Genomic DNA, 14,554 nt, shown 5'->3' on the forward strand with positions numbered 1-14,554 from the left:
TTAAGATACTATTTTTAGCAAAAGTAAATCAAAAATTAAGATTTCCCGCCAATTCTCGAAGCGCAATTTCAGATAATTTGCCTAGAAATTGAGCATTGCTGTAGCGCACTTTGGCATTCACATAATTCAATTGTGCGGTTCTGAATTCTAAAGTAGTAATGGTTCCAATACGGAATTTATCTAAAGTAATATTCAGATTTTGTTTCGCAATCGATTCGTTTTTTTCTTCTAAAGCAATCAATTCTAGATTAGTCAAATACGTTTGATAAGAAGTAGCCAATTGTGAGTTTAAAGCCAAATTTTGTTGTTCAATTGTAATTTTAGAATTTTCAATTTGAATCTTGGCGATTTTCTCATTTCGGTTTTGTGAAAAACCATCGAATATATTCAATGAAGCGCTAAAGCCATAGTTCAGACCTCTGGATTGGGATTGTGACACAAACCCAAGACTGGATTGACTTTCAGAAAAATTATAGGCCGTATTCACTCGAACGGTAGGATAACGTGCCGCTTTTATTTGTTTTAATTCTAATTCGGCTACTCTTTTATTGATAATCTGGGCTTCTAATTGTGGGTTTTGTTTTTCGGCCAAAGCGGTTAGTTCCGGCAGCACTAATAGTGCGTCCACTTCAAGTTCATCAATTACTTTGAAATCAGTGGTAACATCTCTGGCCAACAGTTGGTTTAATAAAATTTTACTGTTAGCATACAATTCTTTTTGTCTTAACAACGCAACCTGATCCGTATTCAAATCTACTTGGGCATTCAAAACTTCTAATTTAGATGCTTTTCCAATGGTAAATCTGTTTTGTGCCAAAGTCAATCGCTGATTCGAAATAACAATTGTTGTATCCAAAGCAGCTAATTGTTGTTGTTGTTGAACCAAATCGTAATACGCAGCATTCACGTCACTGATTCTTGTGATTACGGTTAACTTTAATTGCGCTTCACCTAATTTTTGCAATTCTTTCAACTGATCCAGTCTGGCAAACATTCGCAGACCATCAAAAACAGTCCAATCCAGCCCAACGCCATACGTCAAACTATTGTTTTTGGCATTGTCTAATTCCGTTTTTGTTCCGTCCTGACGTGTTTGTGAACTATTCTGAATACTGTTGTTATCCACAACGGTTGCAGTAACTTTAGGCAACATTCCTGCATTTCCAATAGCTACGTTTGTTTTTTCAATGGTTAAATTATTGGTGGCAATTTTTATTTCGTAATTGTTTTCCAATGCAATTTTTACTGCGCTTTCCAATGTCAAAACTTCTTGAGCATTGGTTTTAGCTGCACAAAATAGGAGTAGTATAAAGCTTTGAAATAGTATTTTAGTATTCATCATAATTCAACATCTTTTAAAAAATCATTAAATTCTTGAAAAACAAAAAATCATTTGACTAAGAATTAAAAAGTATTTATTTTTTATATGAACTTAAATATCTTATGTGTTTTAAAACATATAAGATATTTAAGTTCATATAAGTTTTTTAATATAAATGAAAAAGGAAATATGCTATTTAACTTCTTTTTCTTCCGGTGAAATTATTATTTGCCTAAGGTCGTCAGGAACCAGCTTTTTTATTTCATTGGAAGAAAAATCTTTTTTAATGCTGGTTTCATATTCTTCAATATGATCAAATTCAGGATAATGTTTTCTGGCTTTAGACCACATCAAATACATGGCTGGAATAACAAACAACGTTAAAACCAAAGAGAAAATAGTTCCACCTACAATCACAACTCCCATTCCAATTCTACTGGTAGAAGCAGCTCCAAGAGACAAAGCAATCGGTAACGCCCCTAATGAAATGGCTAAACTCGTCATTAAAATTGGTCGAAGTCTCGCTTCCGAGGCTTCTAATATCGCATCGATTTTCGATTTTCCCTGTTCTCGAAGCTGATTCGCAAATTCGACGATTAAGATTCCATTCTTGGTAACCAAACCAATTAACATTACGGTTCCAATTTGGCTGAAAATATTCCAAGTCTGGTCAAATAACCACAATGAGAATAACGCTCCTGCAACGGCCATCGGAACGGTCAAAATAATGATAAAAGGATCAATGAAACTTTCAAATTGTGCCGCTAAAATCAAAAATATCAGTACCAAAGCCAATCCGAATGCAAAAGCAGTATTCGAACTACTTTCGACAAAATCTCTTGATTCTCCACCTAAATCGGTGGTAAACGTATCGTCAAGAACTTTAGCTTTAATTTCGTTCATCGCATCAATTCCATCGCTGATACTTTTGCCTGGAGCAAGACCAGCAGAAACAGTTGCTGCCATATAGCGGTTGTTGTGGTATAATTGTGGCGGATTACTTTTTTCTTCAATAGTTACCACATTGTCCATTTGGATTAATTGTCCCAAATTATTTTTGACATACATCGACGTTAAATCCAATGGTTTCGAACGGTCTTTTTGGTCAAATTGTCCAATAACCTGATACTGTTTTCCATTTCTCATGAAATAACCAAAACGTTGTCCGCTCAATGAAAGCTGTAGCGTTTGTGCAATATCAATAACTGAAATTCCTAAACTTTCCGCTTTTTCTCTGTCAATTGTGACATTGACTTCAGGTTTATTGAATTTTAAATTCACATCACTAACCGCAAAAGTTGGGTTTTGTGACACTTCATCCATGAAAACAGGAATCTTTTCTTCTAGTTTTTTAAAGTTTGGAGCTTGTATAATGTACTGAATCGGCAATCCTCCACGTCTGTTCACCGCGATTGTAGGTTGCTCAATAACGGAGGTTTTAGCATCAGGATATTGCTTGGTCCATTTGGTTAATTTAGCAGCAATTTCTTTTTGAGAATCCTTTCTTTTATCTGGCTGAACCAATGATACCCGAATAAAACCACTGTTTACGGATGAAGATCCAAAGCCGGGAGAGGTAATAACCAAGGCCACTTTTTTACTGGGAATCGAGTCATCTACTAATTTAGACACTTCTTGCATGAAACGATCCGTGTATTCATAGGAAGAACCTTCGGGTGTAGACATACGCAAGACAAAACCACTGCGGTCATCATAAGGTGCGGTTTCTTTTTGCAAAAGGTTGAAAAACAAATAAATTAATCCAAAACAAGCAAATAAAATAGGGAAGCTCAACCATTTTTTCTTCATAAAACGGCTTAATGCACTGGCGTAACCACTGTTTAGTTTTTGAAAATACGGTTCGGTACGAATGTAGAATTTTGATTTTTTTTGTTCGCCGCCTTTCATCAAATAGGCGTTTAACATAGGCGTTAATGTCAACGATACAAAAGCCGAAATTAATACCGCAGCACCTATGACGACGCCAAATTCCCTAAACAATCGCCCGACAAATCCTTCGAGAAAAATCACAGGAAGAAATACCGCTGCTAAGGTTATCGAAATGGAAATTACCGCAAAAAATATTTCGTTCGATCCTTTGATGGCTGCCTCGATAGGCGTCATGCCTTCTTCTACTTTTTTGAAAATATTTTCGGTGACTACAATTCCATCATCGACCACCAATCCTGTTGCCAAAACGATAGCCAGTAAAGTCAATACATTTATAGAAAACCCGAAAAGCCACATGATAAAGAAAGTAGCAATCAACGAAACAGGAATATCAATTAATGGTCTGAAGGCGATTGCCCAATCCCTGAAGAATAAATAGATGATTAAAATCACCAAAACAATAGAAATTCCTAATGTTTCAGCAACTTCAATAACTGATTTTTTTACAAAAATGGTATTGTCAATGGCTATATTTAGTTGAATATCTTTTGGTAAATCCTTTTTTAATTTTTCGAATTCCTTATAAAAAGCAGTAGAAATATCTAAATAATTGGCTCCGGGAAGTGGCACAATGGCAACACCAACTAAAGGCGTTCCTGATTGGGTCATTTTGGTCTCCATATTTTCAGGTCCAAGAGTTGCTGTTCCAACATCGCTAAAGCGAACTACTTTTTCCCCTTCGGAACGAATAATGATATTGTTGAATTCTTCAGCAGTAGAAAGGTTTCCCACTGTTTTTACTGTCAATTCAGTGTTGTCTCCGGTTAGTTTTCCGGAAGGTAATTCTACATTTTGTTTGTTCAAGGCATCTCTCACTTCAGATACAGTGCAACCGTAGGAAGCCAGTTTCACAGGATCAATCCACAAACGCATTGCATATCTTTTTTGTCCCCAAATTTGGACACCGCTCACGCCAGGAATCGTTTCTAATCGTTGTGAAATTACATTTTCGGCATAATCACTTAATTCCAATGCGTTTCTGGTATCACTTTGAACGGTCATTGATATGATCGCATCACCATTGGCATCAGCCTTAGAAACCACAGGAGGGGAATCGATATCTTGTGGAAGATTTCTAACTGCTTGAGAAACTTTATCTCTCACGTCATTTGCCGCTTCTTCCAGATCCTTATCCAGATTAAATTCGATGGTGATGTTACTGCTTCCTTGCGCACTTGAAGAAGTTACGTTTCTAATCCCATCAATGGAATTGATTGCTTTTTCTAAGGGTTCCGTAATTTGCGACTCAATAATATCAGCATTCGCACCGGCATATCGAGTACTGATGGAAACTTGCGCAGGATCAATAGATGGGAATTCTCGAACGCCCAGAAAAGTATAACCAATTATTCCAAACAACACGATGGATAAATTGATTACTATAGTAAATACGGGTCTTCTAATACTTGTTGTGGATAAACTCATTTTTTTTGAATTATGAGTTATAAATTATGAATTATGAGTTACACTGTGTAACTCATAATTCATAATTTATAACTTTTAAAATTATTTTATTTTAACGGTCACAGGAGTTTCATTTTTTAGAGACATAACACCACTGGTAATAATGGTATCACCCGCTTTCAAACCTGAAAGTACTAAAATAGAGGCATCCGTTCTTGTAGCAGTTTCTATCATCACTTCTTTGGCCTGGCCATTACTGGAGATGAAAACTTTTTTACCGTTTTGTACTGGAATAATTGCTTCTGTTGGTACAACGATAGCGTCTTTTATGATATCCAAAGGCAATTCGACATCAGCAAACGTTCCGGGTAATAATTTTCCGTTTTTGTTATCGGCAATCGCACGAACTTGTAATGTTCTGGTAGCTACTGCCACTTCAGGCTCAATGGCATATACTTTAGCGGTATACTTTTCAGTAGAACCCGAAACGGTAAAACTGATGTTGGTATTCGTTTTTACTTGGCTGGCGTATTTTTCAGGGATTGAAAAAGTGATTTTTAGCTTTCCTGTATTTACTAATTTCGCCACCAAAATGGCAGGCGTAATGTAGGTTCCCGGTGAAATGGAACGCAATCCGATTCTTCCTGAGAATGGCGCTCTAACCGATGTTTTTGCAATTTGTGCTTTTATCAACTGACTTTGTGCTTGTGCCGATTTTAAATCGGCTCTGGCTAAATCATATTCTTCCTGACTGATAGCTTCTTTTTGTAATAACAATTTAGCTCTTCTTTCGTTTTCCGAAGCCAATCCTTCTCGGGTGGAAGTTTGTCTCAATTGCGCTCTTAACTCTAAATCATTTACTTTAAAAAGTACCTGTCCTTTGCTCACGTTGCTTCCTTCCTGAAAATAAATGGCCTCAACAATTCCAGAAACTTCACTGCGAATTTCGACTTGTTCATTGGCTTCAATAGAACCGGAAAGGGATAAATTATTGTCAAAAGTTTGTGGTGTTGCCACAATTCCGTTTACGCTCATGGACTTGCCTTTTCCTTTTTGGTCTTTTGAATCTCCATTTTTGGTTTTATTTTCTGTGATTCGGTAGCCAATAAATCCAATGATTCCGATAGTTAACAAGGCATAAACTAGGTATTTAATTTTCATAGGTATAGAGTAAAGTAGGATTAGGTTTCAGTATTTTTAGTTAAAAACAAATTTAGGTTTTAGAAATGGGAATTGTGATCTTGTTAATTTTTATTTAACGTTTGTACATACAAATATTAACACTTAGAAAATATAGCATCTACTAATGGGAGGAAGCAATCACACCTTTCGATTTTCTAGGACTATTAAAAAATCAAATGGTTTAATCAAGAATAGAAAAAAGAGACCTTTTTCAAGAAAATAAATTTAATAGGTAATTTGAAACATATAAGAAATGTAAGTTCATATAAGTTTTGGCTTTGATTTTTTATTAAAAAAAGAAATTAGTTTTTTAATAATAGTTAACGAACCAGTTAGGTGCAATTATTCAAAACGTCAGTTCGAGTTGTTTTATAAAATAGCGACAGCATTTTTATAAAAATGTATCGAGAACCATTATGTAGAGAAAACTTCTCGATACATTTTTGGCTTATCAAATTCCGTTTTCAAACCTAATTTTTTCAAGCCAAAAACACTACCATTGACGTTTTTTATTACGTAGCCCTTCGACTGCGCTCAGGGTGACGGTTTGAATGTCATTTTATATTGCTTTTTTTGTAAAAAAATTAAGCCTCGAAGAGACGTTAATCAAGGTATCTTGTGTTTGTCCGTTCGATTTTTGAAAAAAATCGTATCGAGAATAGAAAAATTATTACACGCAAAAAAGACTTAACTAATATAATTCCAGATGTTTTTCTTTTTGGTCATTTCGATAAAAACAGCTCTCAAAGCGGCATGTTCCGGTTTTTGCATTCCGGCATCTTCCTTAAGTAATTTCAAAGCATAATTTCTGGCTAATGCCAAAGTATCTCTGTCTCGAACCAAATCAGCAATTTGAAGATTTAAAACGCCGCTTTGTTGGGTTCCCATTAAATCTCCCGGACCACGAAGCTTTAAGTCGACTTCGGCAATTTCGAAACCATCGTTTGTTTGTACCATCGTTTCCATTCGGGTTTTACTGTCGGAACTCAATTTATGGCTCGTCATCAGGATGCAATAACTTTGTTCCGCACCACGACCCACGCGACCGCGAAGCTGATGCAGTTGCGATAATCCAAAACGTTCCGCACTTTCAATAATCATCACACTGGCGTTAGGAACATTGACACCAACTTCAATTACCGTTGTGGCCACCATAATATTGGTTTTCCCTTCCGAAAAGCGTTTCATTTCGGCATCTTTATCCGCCGGTTTCATCTTTCCGTGAAGAATGGAAATCGAATACTGTGGCAACGGAAAATCTCTGGAAATACTTTCGTAACCGTCCATTAAATCTTTGAAATCCATTTTCTCCGATTCCTGAATCAACGGATACACAATATAGATTTGTCTTCCCAAAGCGATTTCGTCCCGAAGGAATTTCCAAACCTTTAATCTATTGCTGTCAAAACGATGTACAGTTTGAATCGGTTTTCGTCCCGGAGGCAATTCATCAATTACCGAAATGTCTAAATCGCCATACAAACTCATCGCCAAAGTTCGGGGAATAGGCGTGGCGGTCATTACCAAAACGTGTGGCGGAATCACATTTTTCTTCCACAATTTAGAGCGTTGTTCTACACCAAAACGGTGTTGTTCATCAATTACAGCCAGTCCTAAATTCTTAAATTTTACTTTGTCTTCCAGTAAAGCATGCGTTCCGATGAGAATGTGTAACATACCGTTTTCCAGTTCTTCATGGATAATTCTGCGTTGCGCTATTTTGGTGGAACCTGTTAGGATCCGAATGTTGATGTCTGATGTTTGTGCTAATTCAGTTAAACCAATAAAATGCTGGTTTGCCAAGATTTCTGTAGGTGCCATCAAGCAGGCTTGAAAACCATTATCAAGTGCCAAAAGCATGCTCATAAAAGCGACAATTGTTTTTCCGGAACCTACGTCGCCTTGCAGCAATCGGTTCATTTGGGCGTTGCTGCCCATGTCAGTTCGGATTTCCTTGATGACTCTTTTTTGGGCATTCGTCAATTGAAAAGGCAAATGATTTTGATAAAAATCATTGAAATATTCGCCTACGGTTGCAAACGGATGTCCCTTTATTTTATTTTTCCGGATGAGATTCTTCGTGATTAATTGCAACTGAATAAAGAACAATTCTTCAAAGATTAATCGGAATTTGGCTTTCGCCAAAACGTCTGCGCTTTTTGGAAAATGAATGTTGAATAAAGCCGCTTTTTTAGGAATCAGCTTCAATTCGTTGATTAAATAATCCGGTAAAGTTTCTGTGAATAGCGCTTGTGTTTCCAGAAACAATTGCTGCATCAATTTATTAATCACTCGGTTTGAAATCCCGCGATTGGTCAAGGTTTCTGTCGAAGGATAAACGGGCTGCATCGCTGAACGCAGACTTTGTTCGTGCTCGCTCATCAGTTCGATTTCGGGATGTGCCATATTGAACGCATTTCCAAAAGACGTGCATTTCCCGAAAATTACACAGATTACATTGAGTTTTAAACTCTCCCGAATCCATTTGTGACCTTGAAACCAAACAAGTTCCATTTGACCCGTATCATCCACAAAAGTGGCCACCAATCGTTTTTGATTTCTGCCAAATTCAACGGTTTTGATGTTGATTATTTTACCGATAATCTGAACTTCGGCAATGTTATTTTGGAGTTCGTTAATCTTGTAATACCGTGTTCTGTCAATGTATCTGTTTGGAAAAAAATTAACCAAATCCACATACTTATGAATTCCCAATTCCTTACGCAGCAATTCGCCCCGATTGGGACCAACGCCTTTCAAGTATTCAATGGGAGTGAGTAGGAGATTGCTCATTTAGATTTTTTTGGACACAGATAAAACGGATTTGCAAAAGCAAAAACGCAGATTAAAACGGATTTTTAATTTGATGGAGCGAAGATAGTTTTTTGTTTGGAAATTTGGAAATGGGAATGCTTGGAAATGGAGTAGGAAAATTTGTATATTTGAAAAGTAAATACTGCTATTAAAAGATGATACATAATAGCGATTGACAATTTTATTAAAAAATAAAAATTATGGATACAATTACAAGAAGTTTTTTAGATGAATTCATTGAAAGTAAAGGTTATCAAAGTCTACCTGTAAGTGACCAATTTGAATTATTTACAAATTTTTGTGTAATAAATAAAGAATATGATTCTATTTCATTTGATGAAAAAAGTATATCAACAGGAACAGCAACGCAAGGAATTGATGGCATTGGAATAATTGTAAATAATAAACTTTGCTCTTCGGTAAAAGAAATTCAAGAACTCATTGATTTAAATAGAGTTCTAAATGCAAATTTTATTCTAATACAAGCAAAAACATCATCCAGTTTTGACGGTCAACAAATAGAAAATTTTTTTAGGTGGACAAAATCATTTTTTAAAGAAGAAATAGATTTATTTGTAACTGATGAAATGAAGAATTTTATTGAAATGAAAAATTTTATATACCAAAATTCAAAGTATATGAAAGATAGAAGTCCTGTTTGTAATTTATATTTTTGCACAACTGGAAAATGGAATGATGATAAAAATCATTTGGAAGTAATCAATAGCAACATAACTGAATTGGATAACTTAAATTTGTTTGAAAAAGTAACTTTCTACCCTATTGATTCAAAAAAAATTCAACAATTATACAGAAAAACAAAAGAACCAGTTGAGGCAACTATAAAATTTGAAAAGAAAGTAACTATACCAACAATTTCAAAAATTAAAGTAGCCTATTCTGGAATGATTCCTTTTTCAGAATTCAAAAAAATAATTATAGATGAGTCTTCAGGTAAAATGAAATCAGTTTTTAATGATAATATTAGAGATTATTTAGAACAGGAAAATAATTCCGTAAACACTGATATAGCAAATACTTTAAAAGAAGGTAACATTGAATCATTTTGTATTCTAAACAATGGAGTCACGGTTGTTGCTGATGAAATTTCAGGACCGGGAGATAATATTACAATTACAAATTATCAAATTGTAAATGGTTGCCAAACGAGTAATGTTCTTTATGAAAATAGAAATGTAGTTGGCATTGAAAATATGCACGTTCCTTTAAAAATAATCGTAACAAACGATTCTGAAATTAAAAGTCAAATAACTCGTGCAACTAATAATCAAACCGCAGTTGATGCAGTTGATGCAGTTGAATTAGAAGCATTAACAGAGTTTCAAAGAAATCTTGAACTATTTTATGATGCGTTTGGTAAAAATGAGAATAGACTTTATTATGAGCGAAGGACTAATCAATATAAAAGTTCTGATATACCTATGTATAGAGTTATAAATAGAGAAACTCAAATTAAAGTTTTTGCTTCAATGTTTCTTGATAAACCACATCTTGTTGCTGGGTATTATGGTAAATTGACAAAAGAAATGGGAGATGAAATATTTAATCATGAACACGATAATTTGCCTTATTATACAAGTTCATTAACATATTTTAAACTTGAAAATCTGTATAATAAAAGTAAATTAGATAAAAATTTGAGACGATTTAGATACCATTTAATTATGATTTTCAGATTTTTAGTTTTACCTCAAACAGTTCCAAATTTTGATGATAAAAGAAAGCAAGAAACATATTGCAATAAACTTATTGAAGTTTTAGACAATGAAGAATTAACACTTTCAAAATTTAAAGAAGCATTAGAATTTTTAACAAGCGATAAATTAAATCTTGATTTTGGAGATAGAAAAACACCAGAACGAAAAAATACAACTGATATGATTTTATTGGAATTAAAAAGCAATTTTTTTGTAAAAAATCAAGCTAGCTACTAAAAGTAGTTTTAAAAGATTTATTCAAAGTGAAATGGTTTAATCAAATTCAAACAGAAATTCCCATCCAAACACAATATCTTCGCAAAAATAAAAAAGCTTAAAAAATGACAACTCATCTCGCATTGCTTCGTGGCATCAATGTTTCCGGTCACAGTATGATAAAAATGGAGGCACTCAAAACAACTTTGGAAGCCATTGGTTTTCAAAATGTGCAAACCTATATTCAATCTGGAAATGTTTTTGTAGATACAGAAGAAGAAAGTCCTGCAAAAGTTGGGTTTCAAATCAAACAGGAAATTTTCAAGGTTTTTGGTCATGAAGTGCCTATTGTGGTTATTGCCAAAGAAGACTTGGAAGCGTGTTTCAAGAGCAATCCTTTTTTGAAGGAAAAGGATATTGATATCAAAAAGTTATACGTGGCGTTTATTTCTACGACCTTGCAAAGCACCAGTATGAATGATTTGAAAATTAGCCAATTCAAGCCGGATGAAGCCAGTATTGATGGCAGCAGAATTTTTATTAAATACGCTGTTGGAGCCGGAAAAACTCGATTTGATCAAAAATACATCGAGAAAAAACTGAATGTTACCGCAACAATCCGCAATTGGAATACGGTGACGCAGTTGCTGAAACTCTACGAGGAAAGATAATATAATAAAGACTTAAGTCTGTTTTAACCGCTAATTCGCTAATTATAAATGCTATAATCCATTTAAAATTGCGAATTGCCGGTATTTTTTTAGAGTCAAAACAAAGATGTTTCAGGATCTATTTTTAACTTTTTTCACTTTAGAAAAAAAAAAATATAATTTGACGCAACCTTTTGTATGATGTATCATCTACATATTATCTGTAAAAACTGATATATGAAAAATCTTGTTATTCTTGTTGCTTTTCTTTCTGTTTTTAGTTCTTGTTCAAAGGATGATGCTGTAACAATGGATAGCACTGGTTATTATGGGAAATGGACTTTGGTCGCGATGTCGGGTTCTATTCCTAATTCTGAAACTACGGGCGCAGCAATGGAATGGCAGGAATTTTATATACTCAACACTAACGGAACATTTACAAAATCCAGAGAAAGAAATTCGGTTAAAACTTCCATTTCGGGAACCTACACGACTACAACTCAATCAGACGGAATTTATTTTGAATTAACATATCCCAATGACAGCGAACTTATAGGCAACTGTTACGGAAATCTAAAAGAAGTGCTGTATTTGACTGCCAATAATTCCTTGTCCAGTACTTGGAAAAGCTGTGACGGTCCAGGATTAGAATACAAAAAGTAAATTATAAGTGCTTATTAAAAACCATTTTTCATAAAATTTAGTTTTGGTTAATTTTAGAATGATGAAGCACTTTTGCTAAAGAGTACTCAGAAGTTGAAAAACTTTTGGTGCTCTTTTTCTATTTTTAAACGAATAAAAGAATCAGTCTTTCAATAAAAATGTTAGTTTGTACACACAAAAAAATTATATTTACGTACTAATTAATTCATTCAAAACCTCGTCTTTATTTTGCAAAACTCTAATATTTAGTTCTATGAATTTAAAACTTTCTTTTGTTTTTACTGTGTTTTTTGTTTGTGTTTCAATGGCACAAAACGGAAATCCAAACGATTATTTATCGGCTCAATTCCATAAAGAGCGCAGAGAAGCCTTGCGTGCTAAAATGCCTGAGAATAGTGTGGCAGTGTTTTTTGGAAATCCCATTCGGAACCGAGCCAATGATGTGGATTTTATCTACCATCAAGATCCTGATTTTTATTATTTAACAGGATACAAAGAACCCAATTCAGTTCTGGTTATTTTTTCGAACAATCAAACCAATAAAGACGGAAAATCATTGAATGAATTGCTGTATGTTCAGGAAAAAAATCCAAGAGCGGAACAATGGACAGGAGTGCGTTTAGGAACGGAAGGCGCTAAAAAAGAGTTAGGTTTTGAAAATGCTTTGAATGGAGCAGCGTTTTTAAATTCGGGGATTGATTATGTAAATTTTGACACTGTTTTCTTTAAGGAATTTGAAGAAGATACCCGAAATTCGAAAAATGAGAAAGCCGATCTATACAAATTAATTGGAGCGTTTAAATCCCAAATTGGTTATAACGAGAAAGTAAGCCCACAACCGGATTCGAATTTACAAAAGGAATTAGGGCTTAAAAAAAGTATTACCGCAAAAAAAGCGACTATCGATACCAAATCGATTTTGACGTATATGGCGAGTTTGCGTGAGAAAAAATCCAAAGAAGAGTTGGTTTTGCTGACAAAAGCCGTTCGGATTTCGGCAATGGGACAACGTGAAATCATGAAAGCGATGCATCCTGGAATGTCCGAAACGGAAATACAGGGAATTCACGAATTTGTCTATAAAAAGTACGGCAGCGAGTTTGAGGGTTATCCTTCAATCGTGGGCGCAGGGAACAACGGTTGTGTGTTGCATTATATTGAAAACAGTAAAATGAAAGTCGAAAATGATTTGGTTTTGATGGATTTAGGAGCGGAATATCATGGTTATACTGCTGATGTAACCCGAACAATTCCTGCTAACGGAAAATTTTCTACTGAGCAAAAATTAATTTATGATTTGGTTTATGAAGCTCAAGAAGCGGGAATTACTGCCGCAAAAGTGGGAAATAGTTTTAATGCGCCGGATGATACTGCTCGTAAAATAATCGGTGCCGGTTTAGTGAAATTAGGAATTGTTAGAACGGAACAAGAATCCAGAAAATATTTTCCGCACGGAACTTCGCATCATATCGGGTTAGATGTTCACGATCCGGGTTTGTACAATGCTTTTGAAGCCGATATGGTTATTACAGTTGAACCGGGAATTTACATTCCTAACGGTAGTGATTGTGATAAAAAATGGTGGGGAATTGCGGTGCGAATTGAAGATGATATTTTGATTACCACAAATGGGCCCGTAAATTTATCTGGGGAAGCACCAAGAAAATCAAATGAAATTGAAGCACTTATGAATGAAAAAAGTGTTTTGGATACTTTTTCTGTGCCAAGTTTAGATTAGTAATTTCGTTCAGATTCTATAAAAATGAAACTCCGTTGTCTTATGACTTCGGAGTTTTTTATTTAAATTATTTTTGAACCAGATCACAATACCAAAACCCAAAATCAAATGCATCAGAAGCACTCGTGTCGCAAGCGGTATCTGAGGAATCTTCTTTTTCTGGTTTTTCGTATTTTCGGTACACGATTTCTCCAATTTCAAAATCTATGGGTTTCGAGAAAATAGGACCATCAAAAGTGAAGGTATGGAATTCGCCGTTTTCGCCACAAACATCTACATTTTCAGGTAAATCATTGATGAAATCTTGGTCGATAATGCGACCAACAAAGCTTTTATCCAAGAATCGTTCGTTGACACAAACCACAATCGTTTTAAAGCCTAAGCCCATAAATTCTTGAATGATTTCGTGAGTTGGTATTTTCCAAAGTGGGAAAACGCCTTCGAAACCTATTTCGGCTAATTTATCTTCGCGGTATTTACGCAAATCTTCCAGAAAGATATCGCCAAAAATAGAATGCGTTACGCCTTGGTTTTTTAGTTTAGCCAATGTTTCGCGCATCACATTTTCATAGACTTCCATCGTGGGCATTTCGGGAATTTGCATGATTTCAAGCGGCAATCCGATGCTTTCGGCTTGTTGTTCCAATAATTCAACTCTAACACCGTGCATCGAGACACGTTGATACTGTTGGTTTATGCTGGTGAGTAAACAGGCAATTTCAATTTCGGGATTTTGTAGTGTTTTATATAAGGCCAGCGCAGAATCTTTTCCGCTGCTCCAATTAAATAGGGCTTTCTTTTTCAATGTAGTTTTCTTGTGGTTTTCTGGAGGTAAACTTACAAAATTTGTCGGATTAGTTTGGGAAACCTTTGTAACTTTGAAAATCATGCTAATCAT

Annotated in this window: 9 protein-coding genes; 4 read left to right on the forward strand and 5 right to left on the reverse strand. The window is 34.9% G+C overall.

The genetic code is table 11. From position 1 onward, the window contains the following. Positions 1-28: 28 nt before the first annotated feature. The 4 genes from ACNQGX_RS00150 to recG form a co-directional block, all read right to left on the reverse strand. Complete coding sequence (locus tag ACNQGX_RS00150; RefSeq protein WP_417973372.1) at positions 29-1,339, reverse strand: TolC family protein; 1,311 nt, start codon at positions 1,337-1,339, stop codon at positions 29-31. A 174-nt stretch (positions 1,340-1,513) separates the two neighbouring features. Then, positions 1,514-4,696, reverse strand: coding sequence for an efflux RND transporter permease subunit (locus tag ACNQGX_RS00155; RefSeq protein ID WP_417972912.1), 3,183 nt, complete (start codon positions 4,694-4,696; stop codon positions 1,514-1,516). A gap of 81 nt (positions 4,697-4,777) precedes the next feature. Continuing rightward, positions 4,778-5,836: an efflux RND transporter periplasmic adaptor subunit gene (locus tag ACNQGX_RS00160; protein WP_417972914.1), complete on the reverse strand. Its 1,059-nt coding sequence runs from the start codon at positions 5,834-5,836 to the stop codon at positions 4,778-4,780. Positions 5,837-6,544: 708 nt separating this feature from the next. Beyond that, a complete protein-coding gene (gene recG / locus ACNQGX_RS00165; RefSeq protein ID WP_417972916.1) occupies positions 6,545-8,650 on the reverse strand; it encodes an ATP-dependent DNA helicase RecG in 2,106 nt (701 codons plus the stop codon). A gap of 221 nt (positions 8,651-8,871) precedes the next feature. On the opposite strand from recG, the gene ACNQGX_RS00170 reads away from it, so the two are divergent. The 4 genes from ACNQGX_RS00170 to ACNQGX_RS00185 all read left to right on the forward strand — a co-directional run bounded on the left by ACNQGX_RS00170 (position 8,872) and on the right by ACNQGX_RS00185 (position 13,656). Then, on the forward strand, positions 8,872-10,626 hold the full coding sequence (locus ACNQGX_RS00170) for an AIPR family protein (RefSeq protein WP_417972918.1): 1,755 nt from the start codon (positions 8,872-8,874) through the stop codon (positions 10,624-10,626). Between the two features lie 104 nt (positions 10,627-10,730). Further along, positions 10,731-11,276, forward strand: a complete 546-nt coding sequence (locus ACNQGX_RS00175; RefSeq protein ID WP_417972920.1) for a DUF1697 domain-containing protein — start codon at positions 10,731-10,733, stop codon at positions 11,274-11,276. 216 nt (positions 11,277-11,492) lie between these two features. Beyond that, positions 11,493-11,918 (forward strand): hypothetical protein, encoded by a 426-nt coding sequence (locus ACNQGX_RS00180; protein WP_417972922.1) that lies wholly within the window; start codon positions 11,493-11,495, stop codon positions 11,916-11,918. Positions 11,919-12,171: 253 nt separating this feature from the next. Next, the gene (locus tag ACNQGX_RS00185) at positions 12,172-13,656 is read left to right on the forward strand and encodes an aminopeptidase P N-terminal domain-containing protein (RefSeq protein ID WP_417972924.1); all 1,485 of its coding nucleotides are present in this window, start codon (positions 12,172-12,174) and stop codon (positions 13,654-13,656) included. A gap of 67 nt (positions 13,657-13,723) precedes the next feature. On the opposite strand, the gene ACNQGX_RS00190 is transcribed toward ACNQGX_RS00185, so the two are convergent. Next, complete coding sequence (locus ACNQGX_RS00190) at positions 13,724-14,461, reverse strand: Dph6-related ATP pyrophosphatase (protein WP_417973374.1); 738 nt, start codon at positions 14,459-14,461, stop codon at positions 13,724-13,726. Positions 14,462-14,554 lie beyond the last annotated feature (93 nt).

Source organism: Flavobacterium glycogeni (genome assembly GCF_048286775.1).
In the GTDB taxonomy this organism is placed as follows: Bacteria; Bacteroidota; Bacteroidia; order Flavobacteriales; family Flavobacteriaceae; genus Flavobacterium.